General features: G+C 63.1%; 19 protein-coding genes. 6 read left to right on the top strand and 13 right to left on the bottom strand.

Annotated features, from left to right (window positions below; all coding sequences use genetic code 11):
• Positions 1-26 precede the first annotated feature (26 nt).
• Positions 27-395 carry a SpoIIAA family protein gene (locus tag B059_RS0114100; protein ID WP_018078900.1) on the top strand — a complete coding sequence of 123 codons (369 nt, stop codon included), beginning with the start codon at positions 27-29 and terminating at the stop codon, positions 393-395.
• Here B059_RS0114100 and B059_RS0114095 read toward each other — a convergent pair.
• From B059_RS0114095 to pip, 3 genes are read right to left on the bottom strand one after another with little or no spacing between them, the layout of a single operon-like run.
• Positions 392-1,132 (bottom strand): DUF3025 domain-containing protein, encoded by a 741-nt coding sequence (locus B059_RS0114095; protein ID WP_018078899.1) that lies wholly within the window; start codon positions 1,130-1,132, stop codon positions 392-394. The genes B059_RS0114100 and B059_RS0114095 overlap by 4 nt on opposite strands.
• Entirely contained in the window at positions 1,129-1,992 is an 864-nt protein-coding gene (locus B059_RS0114090; protein WP_018078898.1) for a tetratricopeptide repeat protein, read from the bottom strand. The genes B059_RS0114095 and B059_RS0114090 overlap by 4 nt, the downstream gene beginning before the upstream one ends.
• Positions 1,992-2,954 carry a prolyl aminopeptidase gene (gene pip, locus B059_RS0114085; RefSeq protein ID WP_018078897.1) on the bottom strand — a complete coding sequence of 321 codons (963 nt, stop codon included), beginning with the start codon at positions 2,952-2,954 and terminating at the stop codon, positions 1,992-1,994. The genes B059_RS0114090 and pip overlap by 1 nt, the downstream gene beginning before the upstream one ends.
• Before the next feature lie 246 nt (positions 2,955-3,200).
• Between pip and B059_RS0114080 the strand changes: the two genes are divergently transcribed.
• The 4 genes from B059_RS0114080 (at position 3,201) to B059_RS19975 (ending at position 7,303) form a co-directional block, all read left to right on the top strand.
• Entirely contained in the window at positions 3,201-3,590 is a 390-nt protein-coding gene (locus B059_RS0114080; RefSeq protein WP_026177540.1) for a Gfo/Idh/MocA family oxidoreductase, read from the top strand.
• 99 nt (positions 3,591-3,689) lie between these two features.
• Entirely contained in the window at positions 3,690-4,790 is a 1,101-nt protein-coding gene (locus tag B059_RS0114075) for an FIST signal transduction protein (RefSeq protein WP_018078895.1), read from the top strand.
• A 26-nt stretch (positions 4,791-4,816) separates the two neighbouring features.
• Positions 4,817-5,080, top strand: a complete 264-nt coding sequence (locus B059_RS0114070; protein WP_018078894.1) for a hypothetical protein — start codon at positions 4,817-4,819, stop codon at positions 5,078-5,080.
• 15 nt (positions 5,081-5,095) lie between these two features.
• Positions 5,096-7,303, top strand: a complete 2,208-nt coding sequence (locus B059_RS19975) for a putative bifunctional diguanylate cyclase/phosphodiesterase (protein ID WP_051068527.1) — start codon at positions 5,096-5,098, stop codon at positions 7,301-7,303.
• A gap of 163 nt (positions 7,304-7,466) precedes the next feature.
• On the opposite strand, the gene B059_RS19150 is transcribed toward B059_RS19975, so the two are convergent.
• The 8 genes from B059_RS19150 to cydP form a co-directional block, all read right to left on the bottom strand.
• Positions 7,467-8,393 carry a catalase gene (locus tag B059_RS19150; RefSeq protein WP_018078893.1) on the bottom strand — a complete coding sequence of 309 codons (927 nt, stop codon included), beginning with the start codon at positions 8,391-8,393 and terminating at the stop codon, positions 7,467-7,469.
• A gap of 273 nt (positions 8,394-8,666) precedes the next feature.
• Positions 8,667-9,239 (bottom strand): Tll0287-like domain-containing protein, encoded by a 573-nt coding sequence (locus tag B059_RS0114055; RefSeq protein WP_018078892.1) that lies wholly within the window; start codon positions 9,237-9,239, stop codon positions 8,667-8,669.
• A gap of 220 nt (positions 9,240-9,459) precedes the next feature.
• Positions 9,460-9,747 carry a cyd operon YbgE family protein gene (locus B059_RS0114050; RefSeq protein ID WP_018078891.1) on the bottom strand — a complete coding sequence of 96 codons (288 nt, stop codon included), beginning with the start codon at positions 9,745-9,747 and terminating at the stop codon, positions 9,460-9,462.
• On the bottom strand, positions 9,744-10,892 hold the full coding sequence (locus B059_RS0114045; protein WP_211206915.1) for an NAD(P)/FAD-dependent oxidoreductase: 1,149 nt from the start codon (positions 10,890-10,892) through the stop codon (positions 9,744-9,746). Before B059_RS0114045 ends, B059_RS0114050 begins: the two co-directional genes overlap by 4 nt.
• A gap of 85 nt (positions 10,893-10,977) precedes the next feature.
• Positions 10,978-11,115, bottom strand: a complete 138-nt coding sequence (gene cydX, locus B059_RS20395; RefSeq protein WP_018078889.1) for a cytochrome bd-I oxidase subunit CydX — start codon at positions 11,113-11,115, stop codon at positions 10,978-10,980.
• An 11-nt stretch (positions 11,116-11,126) separates the two neighbouring features.
• Positions 11,127-12,263: a cytochrome d ubiquinol oxidase subunit II gene (cydB, locus tag B059_RS0114035; RefSeq protein ID WP_018078888.1), complete on the bottom strand. Its 1,137-nt coding sequence runs from the start codon at positions 12,261-12,263 to the stop codon at positions 11,127-11,129.
• Positions 12,264-12,272: 9 nt separating this feature from the next.
• Entirely contained in the window at positions 12,273-13,865 is a 1,593-nt protein-coding gene (locus tag B059_RS0114030; protein WP_018078887.1) for a cytochrome ubiquinol oxidase subunit I, read from the bottom strand.
• Entirely contained in the window at positions 13,855-14,070 is a 216-nt protein-coding gene (gene cydP, locus B059_RS0114025; protein WP_018078886.1) for a cytochrome oxidase putative small subunit CydP, read from the bottom strand. Before cydP ends, B059_RS0114030 begins: the two co-directional genes overlap by 11 nt.
• Before the next feature lie 175 nt (positions 14,071-14,245).
• On the opposite strand from cydP, the gene B059_RS0114020 reads away from it, so the two are divergent.
• Entirely contained in the window at positions 14,246-15,535 is a 1,290-nt protein-coding gene (locus tag B059_RS0114020; protein WP_018078885.1) for a sigma-54 interaction domain-containing protein, read from the top strand.
• A gap of 99 nt (positions 15,536-15,634) precedes the next feature.
• Here B059_RS0114020 and B059_RS0114015 read toward each other — a convergent pair whose 3' ends face one another.
• Both B059_RS0114015 and acnA read right to left on the bottom strand, forming a co-directional pair.
• A complete protein-coding gene (locus B059_RS0114015) occupies positions 15,635-16,006 on the bottom strand; it encodes a c-type cytochrome domain-containing protein (protein ID WP_018078884.1) in 372 nt (123 codons plus the stop codon).
• Between the two features lie 116 nt (positions 16,007-16,122).
• Complete coding sequence (gene acnA, locus B059_RS0114010; RefSeq protein ID WP_018078883.1) at positions 16,123-18,780, bottom strand: aconitate hydratase AcnA; 2,658 nt, start codon at positions 18,778-18,780, stop codon at positions 16,123-16,125.
• Between the last annotated feature and the right edge of the window lie 37 nt (positions 18,781-18,817).

The following is an 18,817-nucleotide window of genomic DNA, read 5'->3' as shown; positions in this document are numbered from 1 at the left end:
TGGAACTCGGACATGAGGAGTGCGCCATGATCAACCTGAACGTCAAGGACAACCAGATCGCCGTCACCGTGATGGGCCAGTTCACCCTGAGCGACTACCGCGAACTGGAGCAGGCAGTGTGCTACGGCATCCAGTTTCAGGGCACGGTCAACCTGCTGTTCGACCTGCGCGACATGCTGTCCTACAGCGTCGACGTGGCGTGGGAGGAGCTGAAATTCTCGCGCGAGCACAAGAACGATTTCGGCCGCATCGCGATTTTGACCGGCGACCAGTGGGTGGCGTGGAGCATGTGGGTGAATCGCCTGTTCATGTCGGCGGATATCCGCCTGTTTGACGAACTGGAACTGGCGCAGTCCTGGATCGCCGGCGGCGAACTGCCGGCCGCGACAGCCTAGCGCGCAGGCCGGAAGATTTCCGCGTTGGCGTAATACGCGGCGTCTGCGCTGGCTGCATCCCAGCCGGGAATGCCTTGTATCGGCAGGGGCGCAAGCTGGCGTGGGGTGTCGACGGTTTCGAGCGCAGCGACCGCCAGCGTATCGGCAGCATCGGGGTCGAGCGAATCCGAGATCAGCGTCAGGCATTTTCCGGTCATCGAGGGATAAGGCGCCAGCGCCTTTTCCAGCAGCGCATGGCCGACCACCACAAAGCCCATGTCACTTTCCACGCGGGCCCGCGCTTCCCAGAACAGCGCGTGCCATGCACGCCCGGCCAATTGCCCGGACAAGATCCGGTCGCGGCTGATCACCCACACGCCCGATTCGTCGAGCACCGTCAGCGCGTCGCGCCGGCGCCCGCGCCGGGTGTCGGTCTCCAGCGCGATGGCCTCGCCGTGGGCCGCGTTCAGCGCTGACTTGAAGCGTGGAAAGCGCAGCCACACCAGCGCATTCAGCACGTCGTGCCAGGTGTCGGCGCGGGTCGGCACCTGGCCGGTGTGCAGGATATGCGTTTCGTAGTCGCGCGCCGAGTGGCGGCCGTCGGGGGCGACAAAGCGCAGCGGCAGCCCGCGCGCCTGCGTCGTGCCGCGCGCGGCGGCCAGCGCGTTGAGTGCATCGAGCGAGGTCAGCCCGCGCGCCAGTCCCATCGCGTCGATCAACGTCTGGTAGGGCGCAAAGGCAGGGTGATCGAAGTTCAATGCAGCGATTCGAACAAGGCCTGGCGATATTGACGCGTCAGCGGATGTGCGCTGCCGAGCAGGTCGAATAGCGCCAGCAGGCTGGTGCGGGCGATATCGTTGCGAAAGCCGCGGTCGGTGCGCGCAATGGCCAGCAGGTCCGCCATGGCGCCGGAAAAGTCGTCGCCTGCCAGCCGTACCGCTGCGCGTTGATAGCGTGTGGCGAGGTCGTCGGCGTCGCGGGCGAGGCATGCATCGAGGTCGGCCAGCGGCGACGCCAGGCGGGCGGTTTCCGCCAGATTCAAATGCGCGTACAGGGGCGCAATGACAGCGTCGGCGCGTGCCTCGGGCGGCAGGCTGTCGAGCAGTTTCAACGCCTGTTCGCCTTCGCCCTCGGCCCACAGCAGCTTGGCGAGGTCGCGCGGGATCGTCAGATTGGCAGGCTCGGCCAGCGCCGCGTTGGCGAGCAACATGCGCGCCTGCTGGCTATTGCCCGCCTGCCAGGCCGCCACGCCCAGCGCGTGGGCACGGTTGGCGTCACCGGCGATGAAGCGGTCGAGCACCGCGCGGAAGCTGCTGTCGGGGTCGGCGCCGTGGATGGTATGGGCGACCTCGCCGCGCCAGAAGAACTTCACCGTCGGCACCGAGTTGACGCTGAAGCGCCGCGCCAGCTCCGGCAGCTCTTCGGCGTTCAACATGACGAGCAGAAATTTGCCGCCGTATTCGGCGGCGAGCTTCACCAGGCGCGGCATCAAAATGAAGCAGGGCCCGGCCTTGGGGGTCCAGAAGTGCACCAGCACCGGACCCTTGTGTGAGTTTTCCAGCACCAGCCGGTTGAAGTTCTCGGCGCTGGCATCGAAGACGTAAGGTGACAGCGCCATCAATCGAAGGCTCCGGTCCGGGCAAAACGGTCGCATGCGGCGACGAGTTCGCGGCAGATGCCCGGCTCGAAGGCCGAGTGGCCGGCATCCGCCACGATCGCATAGCGGGCCTCGGGCCAGGCGCGGGCGAGTTCGTCGGCCGACACGATCGGGCAGACGGCATCGTAGCGCCCCTGCACGATGACGGCGGGAATGGCGCGGACGCGGTCGACGTTGGCGAGCAGGCTGTTGCCGGGCAGGAAAATGTCATTCGCGAAATAGTGCGCCTCGATCCTTGCAAGCGAAAGCGCGGTCTTGTCGCGACCGAACGCAGCGACGAGCTCCGGGCTGGGCAGCAGGGTCGAGCAGGACGCCTCGAAAGTGGCCCACTCATGGGCAGCCGGCTGGTGCACGGCCGGGTCCGGATCGAGCAGGCGGCGGTAATAGGCACCGAGCAGATCGTGGCGCTCTGCTTCGGGGATGAATTCCGCGAACTTGCGCTGCGCCTCGGGGAAGAAGGTGCGGATGCCGTTGAGAAACCAGTCGATCTCGCTCTTGCGGCACAGGAATATCCCGCGCAGCACCAGCCCGCGACAGCGTTCCGGATGGGCCTCGGCGTAGGCCAGCGTCAGGGTCGACCCCCACGATCCGCCGAACACCAGCCAGCTGTCGATGCCGAGTTCGACGCGCAGCGCTTCCATGTCGGCGATCAGGTGCGGCGTGGTGTTGTCGGTGAGCTCACCATGCGGCGTCGAGCGCCCGCAGCCGCGCTGGTCGAACAGGACGATGCGGTAGCGGGCCGGATCGAAGAACCGCCGCTGGTTGGGCGAGGTGCCGGAGCCGGGGCCGCCATGCACGAACAATACCGGGATGCCGGCGGGATTGCCGGACGTTTCCCAGTAGACATGATGGACGCTGGGCGTTTCCAGCATGCCGCTGGCGTAGGGCGTGAGCGGCGGGTAGAGCGTGGAAGGGTCTGGCATGGGGGGAAAGGGGCGAGTCGACAGCCTGCATCATATCGCGGGGCCCGCCGGGCATGAAGCTGCGAGGGCGGGTTCCGTCCCGCCACACTGCTGGCGGCAGGATGGTATCGACAGGCAGGGGCGGGATACGTATGCTCCAGATGCGTTTCAAACGCGCGACGGGCGACCCGCTGAGCTGGACCGCCCGATCGACAAAGCAACAGATCCTGCTGTTGCCAACAATAACTGATACGAGGAGAGATGTTCATGAGCCATGTCGTGAAAGTCGCCCTGCTGGGTCTGGGCGATGTCGGGGAAAAATTCGCGGAACATTTTCTGGCAAAAATCCAGGAAGAACACGTCAACGTCGACATTGTCGCCGTCGCGTCGCGCGACCTGGAGTCGCCGGTTGCGCTTGGGTTCATGCACAGCAAGGTGCCGGTATTCAAGGACGCGATGGAAGTGGTGACGCTCGGCGCAAAAGTCGACATCATTTTCGATCTGACCGGCGACCCCGAATTGCGTAAAAAGCTGCGTACCGCTCTACAGGATGCACACAATCAGCACACCGTGATTGCGCCCGAGGTGGTTGCGCATCTATTGTGGAATTTCTTTGGCGAGGGCGAATTGCCGCGGAGCAGCAGAACCGGCTACTGATGCATGGCATTGCGCCCGCCACGCCAGTGGCGGGCGCAATGCCATCATCCATGGCCGACATGCCGAACTGACGGGATTCCTGATCGATATCTTAATCTTATGAATACCCCTTTCAAATTTGCTCACGCCGCCGATGCCGATTGGACTCGCGCCGCACAGACCTGCATGGGCCAGTTGGGCGCAATTCCCTCCACGGCGACGCTGGGATTCTTGTATGTATCGGATGCCTTCGCCGGCGAACTCGCTGCAATCCTGGCATTTTTTAAAAGCGCGACCGGGGTGATGCACTGGACCGGCAGTGTGGGCGTGGGGATCTGCGCCACCGGTGTGGAATATCTGGAAGAGCCGGCGATGGCGGTGATGCTGGGTGAATTTGCATCGGCCGACTTCAGCATGCTGCCGGTAGTGCGCACGCTGCAGGACATCGAGGCGCAGCCACCGGATGCGTATGTCGCGCTGGTGCATGGCGACCCGGCGAACACGCAAGTTCAGGAACTGATCGAAGGCCTCTCCGCACATGTGTCGGGCAGCTTTGTCGTCGGCGGGCTGTCGAGTTCGCGCGGCGAGACGGCACAGATCAGCGACGGCGTGGTGAGCGGCGGCCTGTCGGGCGTGTTGTTCGGCGAACGGGTGAAGCTGGCGACGCGGCTGACGCAAGGCATTTCGCCGCTGGGGCCGCGCCACCGCATCACCGCCGCCAACAAGAACGTCGTCGGCGGCCTCGATAACCGCCCGGCGCTGGACGTGATGAAGGAGGAGGTCGGCGAAGTACTGGCGCACGACCTGCGGCGCGCGGCCGGCTATATCTTCGTCGGCCTGCCGGTACGTGGATCGGATACCGGCGATTATCTGGTGCGCAATATTCTCGGCGTCGATCCGCAGAACCATCTGGTGGCGATCGGCGAGTATGTCGAGCCGGGGGATGAGTTGCTGTTCTGCCGCCGCGACCAGCAAACCGCCGAAGACGACCTGCTGCGGATGCTGCAAGCCATCGGGGCGCAGCTGGGTTCGCCGATCCGGGGTGGCGTGTATTATTCCTGCCTGGGGCGCGGCCAGCACATGTTCGGCGCGCCGAATCGGGAAATGGAGCTGATTCGCGACGCCCTCGGTGATTTTCCGCTGGTGGGGTTCTTTGCCAACGGTGAAATTTCCCACAACCGATTGTATGGCTACACCGGAGTGTTAACTCTGTTTGGCTGACCAAGGCAGTAAATACGGAGACAAGCATGACCCTGCACGCCATGAAAGAAGACGAAATCCGCCTGTTGCGCGACGAAATCGAAATGCTGATGAACGAGCGCCGCCAGCTGCTGCAGGTGACGGGGGCGGCGGCGGTGTTCGTGGCCAATCTCGATACCGACAGCCTGCCCGATGAAGCCGATACCATCGATGCGGCCGAAATGCTGGCGGAGCAGCTCAACGGACTGTCCGAGGAAACCCTCAAGGACGCGCTGGAGTCGGTGCGCGCCGAACTCGATCCCGTGCAGTAGGCAGGCTTTAGCGTCTTGGCTCGCCTGCCGCTGCCGGGTTTCGCCGAGGTCAGGCGCTTTGTGCTGATCGCCGGACTGACGGCGCTGGCGTATGCGCTGGCAGGCTGGCTCAGTCTCAAGCTTGCGGCCTACATTGCTGGCGTGGTCGCCGCCGTCTGGCTGGCTGCCGGCATTGGCGCCATGGCGAGCCTGCGCTTCGGCGCGGCAGGCGTGGTGGGGACCGCACTGGGGTCGTTCGCGATCAACAGCCTGTCTCTGCCGCCGGACGAGGCATTCCGCTTTGCACTCGGCGCGGCTGCGGAAGCGTGGATCATTGGGTATCTGCCGCGTTACCTGCAGCCTTTCAGCACCACCCTCGATTATGTGCCCAGCGTCGCCAAGTTTGCGCTGGTGGCCGCCCCGCTGGGCTGCGCGGCGAGCGCACTGACGGGCATGCTCAGCCTCTATTTCTGGGGCCACCTGCCGGTCGACACGGTATTGCGGGGCTTGTGGGTATGGTGGCTGGGCGATCTGCTGGGGGTGTACCTGATTGCGCCGCTGCTGCTGACGGCGACACGCTGGGATTTATTGCCGACCAACAGGGGCGCACGGCTGGAAGGCCTGGTGCTGATGCTCGGCATGCTGGCGCTGACGCTGGCGATGATGGAGTACGTCGAGCCTTTGCGGCCAGCCGAAATTGTCCTGTTCGTGATGATGCCGGCGGTGCTGTGGGCCGCGCTGCGGTTTTCGGTGACCGGCGCGAGCCTGGCGATTTTCCTGTCGGCGCTCATCGTGCTGGGCGTGGCGGTTGCCTCCTACGGCGGCCTCGCCGGCGTCGCGAGTCCGCGCGACGTATTCGCGCTGCAAGTCAGCATGGCGACCATGGCACTGGGCGGCCTGTTCGTGTCGGCCGCCCTGACCGAGCGCCGCTATTCCGAATTGCGGCTCGACATGCTGGCCAATCACGACCCGCTCACCGGCCTGCCCAATCGCTCGTATTTCCAGGATTTCCTCGGCCATGCACTGGCGCGCGCGCAGCGTGAAAAATCCCAGGTTTCGCTGCTGTTCATCGACCTCGACCGCTTCAAGCACATCAACGACTCGCAGGGACACGAGGTGGGCGATCAGGTGCTGTGTATCGTCGCCAACCGGCTGGACGAACAGCTGCGTGCCGATGATTTCGTCGCCCGCCTGGGGGGCGACGAGTTCGCCGTCATTCTGACCCATGCGCCGGCCGCGCGGGCGGCCAGCCGGGTGGCGCACAAGCTGCTCCGGGCACTGGCCAAGCCCTTCAAGCTCGCGCAGCGGCGTTACGTCATCGGCGCCAGCATCGGCATCAGCGTATATCCGGACGACGGACTCGACGCCCATACCCTGCTGCGCCAGGCCGATCTGGCGATGTACCAGGCCAAGCATCGCCGCAGCGGCATCGAGTACTTCAGCGATGAATTGAACACGGTGGCGCAGCAGTTGCAGGCGCTGGAAAGCGGTTTGCGCCAGGCGCTCGAACGCAACGAACTGGCGCTGGCCTACCAGCCCAAGGTCGATCTTGCCAGCGGCCAGGTGGTGGGGCTGGAGGCACTGGTACGCTGGCTTCCCCGCGCGGGCTTTAGCGTCGGCTCCGAACAGTTGATCCCGGTGGCCGAGGAAACCGGCCTTATCATCCCGCTGGGCCGCTGGGTGGTGCGGGCGGCGTGCGAGCAGTGGATCGTCTGGCGCGATGCCGGATGCGACCCGCCGCCGGTGGCCGTCAACCTGTCGCCGCGGCAGTTTTCCGATGCGCGGCTGATCGACGACATCGACGCCATCCTGGCGGAAACCGGAATGCCCCCCGCGTATTTGCAGCTGGAAGTGACCGAGAGCGCGGCGATGGATAACCCCGCACGCAGCTTCGCCATGCTCGAGGCGCTGCGCCAGCGTGGGCTGCATGTTTACATCGACGATTTCGGCACGGGGTATTCCAACCTCGGCCAGCTGAAGCGCATGCCGATCGATGCGCTGAAAATCGACAAGAGTTTCGTGAGCGATGTGGTGACCGACAGCGACGACGCCGAAATCGTCAACGCCATCATCCGCCTGGCCCATGCCCTGAAGCTGCGCGTGGTGGCCGAAGGAGTCGAACAGGCCGGCCAGGTGGCCTTTTTGCGGCAGAGCGGCTGCGACGAGATTCAGGGTTATGTCGTCGCCAGGCCCTTGCCGCCGGACGAGGTGGCGGCCTTCTTCGATTGGCGGTTCAATTTCTAGCGGATGCAGCCGGAGCAGGGCTGCTGGAACTGTATGCAATCGATCCACAGCCCGTCCGCTGTCCGGCTGGTTGCCGCTATCAATAACAGCCGCCTGACGCATTTGACAATCGGGCCGCTTGCGTCGCCTGCATTCCGTTACGCTCGATCCGGTGTCATCTCCCTTATGCCGAGGGCACTTCGCTCAGCGCTATTCCCCGTGCCTTGGCTATGCCTTCGCCATAGGCAGGATCGGCTTTCATGCAGTTGCCGATGTGACGCTTTCTCACCATATCGTCGACACTCGCCAGTTCGGCCGCGGTATTGTCGAACAGGGCCTGCTGCTGTGCCGGCGTCATGAGGCGGAACAGCATACCGGGCTGGGTGTAATAGCCGTCATCGTCCTCGCGGTAGTTCCAGTTGTAGGCTTCGCCCGAAAGTGCCAACTGCGATTCCTTGGCTTCCAGGTTTTCCTGCCACAATTCCAGACTATTGGGTTCATACGCCTTGGTGCTACCGTAGTTGCCGTCGACGCGCATCGCGCCGTCACGGTGGTGGCTGTTAACCGGGCAACGCGGCTTGTTGACCGGAATCTGCGCATTGTTCACACCCAGTCGGTAACGCTGCGCATCACTGTAGGAGAACAGGCGCCCCTGCAGTATTCTGTCGGGCGAAAACCCGATCCCGGGAACGATGTTGGCCGGATTGAAGGCCGCCTGCCCGCCCTCGGCGAAATAGTTCTCGGGGCTGCGGTTAAGCTCCAGAACGCCGACGTCGATGAGCGGATAATCGCCGTGCGGCCAGACCTTGGTCAGGTCGAAAGGGTGGAAGCGATACATGGCCGCATCCTTCTCCGGCATGACCTGCACCTTGAATTCCCAGCACGGAAAGTCGCCCCGTTCGATCGCTTCGTAGAGGTCGCGCTGGTGGCTCTCGCGATCTTTGGCAACGATGGATTCGGCCTCGCCATTGGTGAGGTTCTCGATGCCCTGCATGCACTTGAAGTGAAACTTGACCCAGAAGCGTTCGCCGTTGGCATTGATGAGACTGGAAGTGTGACTGCCGAAGCCGTGCATGTGACGGTAGGTGCGCGGAATGCCGCGGTCACTCATCGCTTCGAAGTTGGGCGCCGGGGCATTGATCTGGGGAGGGTGCGATAGGGTGTGGTTTCAGTCCTGCCTATTTCCTTTTTTCGGATGGATGATGTAATTGCGATTGCAAACGGTCTTAAGCCTGGGCCGTAACCGATACTACATCCAATTGATTACACCCTCACATTCGATTGGGTTCGTCAATCGGAGCCGAGAGCGCAGCCCGTTCGCACGATACAGGCCGGTTCAGTGATGATGCCGGCCGGCCTACACCTCGCCTGTCCTGGCAAGCAATCAAAGCGGCCGCTTGACGACGATGGCGCCGCGCAATTCACCAGCCTGATAGCCGGTGGCCTGGTCCATCGGATATTCAGTCTGCAGGCGTGCCTTGACGCCTGCCGGAATCGATTCGGCCGGGCCGTGGCAGGTGAGACATTGGGGCTGCACGGCGACGGCCTTGGCGTAGCGCAGATATTTTCCGGACGGTTCGGTCACGACTTCGGCCAGTTCCATCGTGTCGGGCTTCTCGCCCTGTTTCATGCGCTCGCTGAAGTTCGCCAGCGCCTTCGCCTCCCAGGCGTCCGGCGTACCCGTCCTGGCGTTGCGCACACGCGTGCCGACGCGGCCTACTTCCCAACCGGTTTGTCTGGACAAGCCGGATGCAATTTGAGGTGCGATTTCCTTGCACACGCCGACGGCGGATGCAGGCCCGTTGGCGCTTACCTCCGCCTTCAGCTTGGCGCTCAGTTGCATGCCCAGGGACTTGGCCACATTGCGACTTTCTTCGACCTGCTCGGGTTGCGCGGTTTGGGTGCCATAGGTGGCGCAGCCGGTGAGCAGCAGGATCACAATCAGGGATTTTTTCATGAGGATTCCTTATCAGTGAGGGGGGAATCAAAATATTCGATGTCTGGCGCCTGCGGCGCGCATTCATCATACAAGGGTACGCAATTGCCAGTTTCCATCGTGCTGCATGGGTGGAATGGGGCTTTCACAGGTTTTTCGAGTCGCCCGGTCAGCCGGCCCGATTATCGACAGCTTGTTGCCGGGCCCGGATAGGCCGGACGGAGCGGTTACGTGCATGGCATCACCTCAAAAAATACCGGATATAAAAAGCCAGCCCGACACCCATCAACGGCCAGGCGATCAATGGACCGAGCGCCACGCGCAACATCGGGTTGTGCGGGACGAAGCCTGTGCCGTGGACGAAACCGGCCGACAGACCCCACATGATGAGCGCGAGGATGCCGTGGTTGATCGGGCTGCCGCCGGCGATCGTCAGGCCGCGCGGAAACACGGTGATCAGAACCATCATCATCAGAGCCGATCCCAGCGACACGCCACGCGCCCAGCCTGTGTTGAATGCGCCGTTCACGTGCGTGTGGTGCGGCGGTAGGAGCGCAGATACTGCCATTCGAAAAAGCGCTTGGCCCAGTGAAACAGGCGGCATGACGGCAACATGAGTGCGCGCTTTTCGTTGCGGTAAACGAGGATGCCGCGGTCGAGCGTATCGACGATGCAGATGAGCTCGACCTTGAAGCGCGCGACCGCAGGCTTGCCCGCCAGCGCCCGCAGCAGATTCTTCGCGGCGGCTTTGGCCTGCAGGTCGGCGATGTGCGCCTGCTTGGGCAGCCAGTCGGGCCCGGGGTAGCTGCCGCAATCGCCGGCCACGTAGACCTTGTCGGCGCTAGTGACCTGGCAGTATGCGTCGGCCTGGAAAAATCCACCGTCGGAGAGCGGCAGCCCGGTCTCGCTTGCCCAGGCAGGGCCGCTCATGCCGGGCATGAAGAGAATCAGGTCGGCGGGCACGTCGCCGCCTTCGGTCTTGACCCGGTCGGCCTCGAAGCCCGTGGGTTTGTGGCCGAGATGGGTCGCGATGTCGCGCTTCTGCATTTCGCGCAGCAGGCCGGCGACTGCCTTCTCGCCGAGGCGCTTGCCCGGCGCTTTCGCTGCGTGGAAGAACACCAGCTTGAAGCGATCACGGCGACCCTGACGGCGCAGTAGGGTGTCGATGCCGAACAGCAGTTCGAACATCGGGCCGCCACGCATCGCACCCTGCTCCCTGGGATTGGTGCCGAAGCCGAGGGCGATCGTGCCACGGTCCATTTTTTCCAGACGCTCACGGATCGATTCGGCGGCAGCCACGCCTTCGCAGATCGTCAGGGCATGTTCGATGCCGGGCAGGGACTTGAGGAAGCGGCCGCCGCTGGCGATCAGCAGCGCATCATTCGTTATGCTGCCGTTCCCGGTCAGTACGGTGCGGCCGCCATCGGCGAGGCCGCTGACACGCCCGGCGTGGAATTCGACATTCTGCCCGGCGAGAAAGCGTGACACGTCGATATCGAGATCGGCGCCGCGTCGTAATCCGGCGGGCACCCAGATCAGGCTCGGGTAATACGTCAGCGCGGCCCGGGGCGCGACGAGCGTGATCCGTGCGTCACGATGGTGCCGTCGCAGTTCACGCACGGCGGTGAGCGCTGCGAATCCCGATCCGAGAACGGCAATGTGGGGTGGATTCACGGCAGACTCCATCAACACGCCTGTGCGATCCAGGCAAAACAATGATTTTTCCGCGTGATGCGGGTGTGCTTGATCATGTAAACGATCAGCCTTGCCGTGTGTCGTTTGTGTTCCGATCATGCGCTTCGTCGGGCGCGTATTCCCTAGCGTCACACATCATCGCACTGATCGTCGCGAGCAGCACGGCCATGGTGACTCCGAGTATCCAGGCGAAATACCACACGGCGCTTCCTTTCAGTAAACCGACTTGTCGTTGGCGGAAATGAATTCGGTCGTGACCTTGCCCCACATCACCTTGTAGGCCCACGAGGTATAGATCACGATCAGCGGAATAAAAATCACCGTGGCACCCAGCATCAGGCCCAGTGTGAGATGCGACGACACCGCGTCATATAAAGTGAGGCTGGAACGCGGGTCGGTGGACGACGGCATGATGAACGGAAACATCGATACTCCGGCGGTGCCGATGATGCCGGCGCAGGCGGTCGACGACGACCAGAATGCCAGCCCCGCCTTGTGGAGCCGTGCGAACAGGATTCCTGCCGCCAGTGCGATGAACGCCACGATGGGCACCCATATCGTCCAGGGATAGTGGTTATAGTTGAGCATCCATGCACCTTCGGCAATTACGACGGTTTTGGCCAATGGGTCGGGCGGGCTGTTGCCGTCGATGACACTGGTGATGGCATAGCCGTCGATGCTGGTCGCGACCCACCATCCGGCGAGCGCGAAGGCGAAGAGGGTCAGCACCCCGAAAATGAGGCTGGCGGTACGGGTGCGGCGGTAGATGGGCCCTTCGGTGCGCATCATCATATAGTTTGCGCCGTGGAAGGTGAGCATGCCCAGACTGACCACGCCAGCGAGCAGGGCAAACGGATTGAGCAGCGCCCAGAAACTGCCGGTGTAGGTCGACATCATCAGGTCGTTGAAGTGGAACGGCACGCCGAGGAGCAGGTTGCCAAAAGCAACGCCGAAGATGATCGGCGGCACAGCGCCACCGATGAACAGGCCCCAGTCCCAGGTGCTGCGCCAGCTTGCATTCTGGATCTTGGAACGGTAGGTGAAACCCACCGGGCGGAAGAACAAGGCCCACAATGCCGCCATCATCGCCCAGTAAAAACCCGAGAACGCCGTTGCGTAAACCAGTGGCCAGGCGGCGAATAGCGCACCGCCCGCGGTGACGAACCAGACCTGGTTGCCTTCCCAGTGCGCCGCGACGGTATTGATGACGGCGCGGCGTTCGAGGTCGGTTCGGCCGACGAAAGGCAGCAGGGTGCCGACACCCATGTCGTGGCCGTCCATGATCGCGAACCCGATCAGCAGCACGCCGACCAGCAACCACCACACGAGTTTGAGGGTTTCGTAATCCATGTCCGCTCCCTAGATCCGGTTCGCGGGTGCGTTTACAGGCAACGCGCCGCCTGCCGCTTGCTCGCCGTGGTATTTGCCGGTGCCGAGGCTGGCAGGTCCAAGTCGTACGTATTTCCTCATCAGATAAATCTCGACGATGAGCAGCACGGTATAGAAACCGATAAATCCCGCGAGCGAGCCGTATACATTCGCGACGGAAATATTGGAAACCGAGATATGCGTCGGCAATACACCATAGATCGTCCAGGGTTGGCGGCCGTATTCGGCGACGATCCAGCCGAGTTCGGCGGCGATCCAGGGCATCGGGATGAACCACAGCGCCCAGCGCAGCAACCATCTCTTCTCGATGAAATTGCCCTTGATCGAATGGAACAGCGCCAGGCTGAACAGCGCGAGGAACAGGAAGCCGAGCGCGACCATGATGCGGAAACTCCAGAACAGCGGTGCGACCCTCGGGATGGTGCTGTCGACTGCCTGCTGGATCATGTCCGGTGTGGCCTGCGACACGTCAACGATGTATTTTTTCAGCAGCAGCCCGAAGCCGAGATCGGCCTTGTACGCTTCGAACTGTGCGAGCGCAGCGGCATCGTCGCGATTCCTGCGCAGTTGCTCCAAAGCGGTCACCGCCTTGATGCCGTCCACGATGCGTTCGCGGTTCTTTTCCTTGATCTCGCGGATGCCGGGCAGGGTCTCGGTGGTCGAGCGCGTGCCGATCAGCCCCAGCACGTAGGGAATCTGCAATTCGTAATCATTGCGCTGGGCCGCCTCGTTTGGCAGCGCAAACAGTGTGAACGCGGCGGGTGCAGGCTCGGTTTCCCACATCGCTTCCATCGCTGCCATCTTGGCCTGTTGGGATTCGCTCAGCGTATAGCCGGATTCATCGCCCAGCACGATCACCGACAGGGCCGAGGCGAAGCCGAAGCCGGCGGCGATGCGGAACGAACGGCGCGCGAAGTCGAGGTCGCGGCCTCTCAGCAGGTACCAGCTGGAAATGCCGAGCACAAACAGCGATGCGGTGACATAGCCCGCCGACACCGTGTGAACGAATTTGGCCTGTGCAACGGGGTTGAACACGATGGCCCAGAAGTCCGTCATTTCCATTCGCATCGTGACGAAGGAAAACTCCGAACCGAGCGGGTTCTGCATCCAGCCGTTGGCGATCAGGATCCACAGCGCCGAGAGGTTGGAGCCGAACGCCATCAGCACCGTCACCATGAAGTGCTGCCATTTGTTGAGGCGGTCCCAGCCGAAGAAAAACAGGCCGATGAAGGTTGATTCGAGAAAGAACGCCATCAGTCCCTCGATCGCCAGTGGCGCGCCGAAAATGTCGCCAACATAGTGCGAGTAGTACGCCCAGTTGGTGCCGAACTGGAATTCCAGCGTGAGGCCGGTCGTCACCCCGAGCGCGAAGTTGATGCCGAACAACTTGCCCCAGAAGCGCACCATGTCCTTGTAGATTGGACGATCGGTTATGACGTAGGTCAGCTCCATCACCACCAGGATCACCGCCAGACCGATCGTCAGCGGCACGAACAGGAAGTGATACAACGCGGTGACGGCGAATTGCAACCGCGACAGATCGACGAGTTCTTCAGTCAGCATGGGAACTCCCGAGTGACGGTTGAGTTTGGGTGGGTGGATGGGGGCTTGCGATGCGTTCGGCGACGGCATCGGCGTCGGGATTCGGTGTATGGCCAGCGAAGAACGCATAAAAAATGGCCGCGATCACCAACAGCTTGATGACGAGGGCGAGCGAGATTTCCCGGGCCAGAGGATGGTGCAGAAAAACAGGCAAGATGAGTTTCATGATGAGTCGTACCCGCAAGTGTCGTGCCAGATCTCTGAACGATTCAGCTGCCGTTATTTTTATTTGATTTCAAAAGCATAGATAAAACTGGCAATAATGTCGAAAAGACCGGATGTCATATATGGCAAGTAGTGCTAGGGTTGTCTGTCATAAATGACATAAGGCTTGCAAATCGATGTCACCCGCCAACGAGCTCATCAGCTTTCTTGAAACCCAGCCTGACCCGCAGATCGTCATGGGGATCGACTACCGGATTCTGGCGGCCAATGGAGCCTATCGCCGTGTGTATGCAGGCGACCGGAATGTGATCGGACAGTTTTGCTATGCGGTATCGCACGGCTACAACCGGCCCTGTGACGAATGCGGCGAGTCCTGTCCGCTCGCTGCCAGCCGGGCGAGCGGCGAACCGCATCGGGTGCTGCATCTGCATCACACGCCGCGCGGCGAGGAGCACGTCGACGTCGAGCTGATGCCGATCGTCGGCACGTCGGGAAAGATCGAGTATTTCGTCGAGCGCATGCTGACCGTGCGCGAAGCCAGCAGCTTTCCTGCCGAAAGCGGCCTCGTCGGTAAATCGCCTGCTTTCAACCGCATGCTCGAACTGATCCGACGCGTAGCACCTTCCGGTACGGCTGCCCTGCTACTTGGCGAATCGGGCACCGGCAAGGAACTGGTCGCGCAGGCCATTCACCAGCAGAGCCGGCGCGAGCACGGACCGTTCGTGGTGGTGGAATGCTCCGGGCTGACCGAAACCCTGTTCGAGAGCGAACTGTTCGGCTACGAGAAGGGGGCCTTTACCGGCGCCAGCCAGCGCAAGATCGGCCTGGTCGAGTCGGCGTCGGGTGGGACGCTGTTTCTGGATGAGATCGGCGACATTCCGCTCGGCCTGCAGGTCAAGCTGCTGCGTCTGCTGGAAACGGGCACCTTCCGCCGGGTCGGGGGCGTGGAGACGCTGCGCGCCGATTTCCGTCTGATCGCCGCCACCCATTGCGACCTCAAGGCCATGGTCGAGCAGGGTAGTTTCCGTCGGGATCTGTATTACCGGCTGAGCGTGTTCCCGATTCATCTGCCCGCGCTGCGCGAACGGCGTGACGACATCACCCTGCTGGCCGACACGCTGCTTACGCGGTTGGCGCCAGGGCGGGCCTACACGCTGAGCGAGCCTGCACGGGCCCGGCTACAGGCCTATGACTACCCGGGCAATATCCGCGAACTGCGCAACATCATCGAACGCGCGATACTGATGGCCGACGGCGACATCCTGCTGGAGGAACATCTTTCCCCCGAACTGAGAGACAACGAGGCGGCGGGCATGCCCGGCATGGCCGACATCGTGCCGCTGGAAACAGCCGAACTGCGTTATCTGCAATGGGCGCTGGCGCGCCATGGTGGCGACCGCAAGTCGCTGGCGGAACAGTTGAACATCAGCGAGCGAACGCTCTACCGGAAACTGGCCTCCCGGTGATGCACGTTTGTCCGATCAGTCACGCGCTCCTCTATGGCAATCGTCCCGTATTGTGGTGAGACGCCACAACGGGACGCCCCGAAAATTCCGGACGATCTGTCAGTACTTCGCTCCCTGATCGATCCAGGCGCCGATCAAGCGTGCGTTCTCTTCCGATAGTATGGGCCCGCCGTGCGGCATGCGGATTGACGGATCGAGCTGGCCGGATACCACCCGGTGCAGGGTGCTGCTTAAGCTGGAGCCCGGGCGCACCACCGGGTTGAGCCTGGCGCCCTTCATCAGCGCGTCATAGCTGTCGAGACGCAGGCCGGACTGTTCATATCCCGGTTTGCCGGGTACATGGCACGACACGCAATGGGTATCGAGGATCGGTTTGATGCGGGCCTGATACGTCAGCGGCCGGTCATCGCTGCAGCCCGTGTGCAATACAGCAGCAAGGATGGAGACGGCGGAAAGTGCAGTGCGTTTCATGGGCGACTCCTGCGCAAGAGCAACGGGTAAGGATGCACGACACGGGCCGGGTGGGCCGTGCGTGCCAGCGACCCATTCATGGCGCCGCTGGCGCTACAGACCCGCAGGCTTAAGGCTTAACCCAGCAACTGGCCCAGCACAAACGGCAGAATCCCGCCCTTGTTGTAGTACTCGACCTCGATCGGCGTGTCGATGCGCAGCTTGAGCGCGACGCGTTCGGTGCTGCCGTTGGTGCGATGGATCACCAGCGTGACGTCCTGCTGCGGGGTGATGCCGTTCTCTGTACCCTCGAGGTCGAAAGTCTCGGAGCCGTCGAGCTTCAGCGTGGTTGCATCGAAGCCGTCCTTGAACTGGCAGGGCAGCACGCCCATGCCGGCGAGGTTGGCGCGGTGGATGCGCTCGAAGCTCTTGGCGACGACGGCTTTCACCCCGAGCAGCGTGGTGCCCTTGGCCGCCCAGTCGCGCGACGATCCAGTGCCGTATTCCTCGCCGGCGAAGATCATCAGCGGCGTGCCTGCGTCCCGGTAGGCCATGGCGGCGTCGTAGATCGGCTTCTGCTCGCCGTCCTGCAGCGTGATGCCGCCTTCGCTGCCGGGGATCATCAGGTTCCTGATGCGCACGTTGGCGAAGGTGCCGCGCATCATCACCTCGTGGTTGCCGCGGCGCGCGCCGTAGCTGTTGAAGTCGGCCTGCTGTACGCCGTGTCCGGTGAGGTACAGGCCGGCGGGCGAGGTCGGCTTGATGCCGCCGGCCGGGCTGATGTGATCGGTGGTGACCGAGTCGCCGAAGATCGCCAGCGCGTGCGCGCCCTTGATCGCGCGAGCGGCGGCCTTCTCGCCGGCAAAGAAGGGTGGCTCCTGGATGTAGGTGGAAGCGGCGTCCCATTCATAGACCGCGCCGGCTGGCGCCGGAACGCCGTCCCACAGCGGGTTGCCGGCGCCGACGTCGGTGTAGCTCCGGTAGGCACCGGCATCGGTGGAGTGGTGCAGCAGCGCGGCGACTTCGTCGTTGCCCGGCCAGATGTCCTTCAGATACACCGGGCCGTTCTTGCCGGCGCCGATCGGCTCCTTCTCGACATCGAACGGCACCCGCCCGGCCAGCGCGAACGCCACCACCAGCGGCGGCGACATCAGGAAGTTGGCCTTGACGTTCTGGTGCACCCGCGCCTCGAAGTTGCGGTTGCCGGAGAGCACCGAGCAGGCGACCAGATCGTTGTCGAGCACGGTTTTCTCGATCGCTTCCGGCAGCGGGCCAGAGTTGCCGATGCAGGTGGTGCAGCCGTAGCCGACAACCGAGAAACCCAGCTGTTCGAGATAGGTCAGCAGGCCGGCCGCCTTGAGATATTCGGTCACTGCGCGCGAGCCCGGGCCCATGCTGGTCTTGACGTGGGACGGGGTGTAGAGGCCGAGTTCGACCGCCTTCTTCGCCAGCAGGCCGGCGGCGATCATCACGCCGGGGTTGGAGGTGTTGGTGCACGAGGTGATCGCCGCGATGACCACGCTGCCATGGCGCAGTTCGCCGCCGCCTTCGACCGTGTAGGTGCGGCGCAGGTCTTCCGCGGTCTTGCCGTAGCCGCCGTCTTCCTTCGGCTTTTGCATCAGCGTGTCGAAGGTCGGTTCGATCTGCGACAGCGGAATGCGGTCCTGCGGCCGTTTGGGGCCGGCGACCGAAGGCTCGACCGTGGAGAGGTCGAGGCTCAGCGTCTGCGAGTAGTCGATCGTGCCTGCCTGGGGGACGCCGAACAGGCCCTGCGCCTGGTAGTAGGCGCGGATCAGGTCGACCTGATCCGCGCTTCTTCCGGTCGCGGCGAAGTACTGGCAGGTGGCCTCGTCGGCCGGGAAGAAGCCCATGGTCGCGCCGTATTCCGGTGCCATGTTGGCGATCGTCGCGCGGTCGGTCACCGGCAGCGCGGCGGCGCCTTCGCCGAAAAATTCCACGAACTTGCCGACTACCTTGGCGTGGCGTAGCATCTCCGTGATGGTCAGCACCACGTCGGTGGCGGTGACGCCCGGTTTGACGCTGCCGGTGAGATTGACGCCGACAACGTCGGGGGTGAGGAAGTACACCGGCTGGCCGAGCATCGCCGCTTCCGCCTCGATGCCACCGACGCCCCAGGCGACCACGCCGAGGCCGTTGATCATGGTGGTATGGCTGTCCGTTCCCACCAGCGTGTCGGGGTAGGCCATGCCGTCCTTTTCCATCACGCCGCGCGCCAGGTATTCCATGTTCACCTGATGCACGATGCCGACGCCGGGCGGCACCACCTTGAAGGTGTCGAAGGCCTGCATGCCCCACTTGAGGAATTGGTAGCGCTCGAGGTTGCGCTCGAACTCGATCTTCATGTTGAGGTCGAGCGCGTCGGGGGTGCCGAATTTGTCGACCTGGATGGAGTGGTCGACCACCATGTCGACCGGTACCAGCGGTTCGATCTTCTGCGGGTCCTTGCCGATTTTCTGTGCAGCGGAGCGCATCGCCGCGAGGTCGGCCAGGAGCGGCACGCCGGTGAAATCCTGCAGGATCACGCGCGCTACGGTAAAGGGAATTTCCTCGCTGCGTTCGGCGTTCGGCTTCCAGCCTGCCAGCTGCCTGACGTGCTCGGGCGTCACCTTCACGCCGTCGCAATTGCGCAGCACCGACTCCAGCACGATGCGGATCGACACCGGCAACCGCGCCACCGACGCACCCAGCGCGGATTCGAGTTTTTTCAGCGAAGCGAAATGGTGTTTGCCGCTGCCGGTTGAGAAGGTGTCGTGGGTGTTGAAGGCGTCGGTCATGATGGGGTAACTCGTGAAAAATGGACTGGAAACGGGC

The organism is Thiobacillus denitrificans DSM 12475 (assembly GCF_000376425.1).
Taxonomy (GTDB): Bacteria; Pseudomonadota; Gammaproteobacteria; order Burkholderiales; family Thiobacillaceae; genus Thiobacillus; species Thiobacillus denitrificans.
Note: the sequence above shows the minus strand (reverse complement) of the source record. Positions and strands in the feature narration are given on the sequence as shown.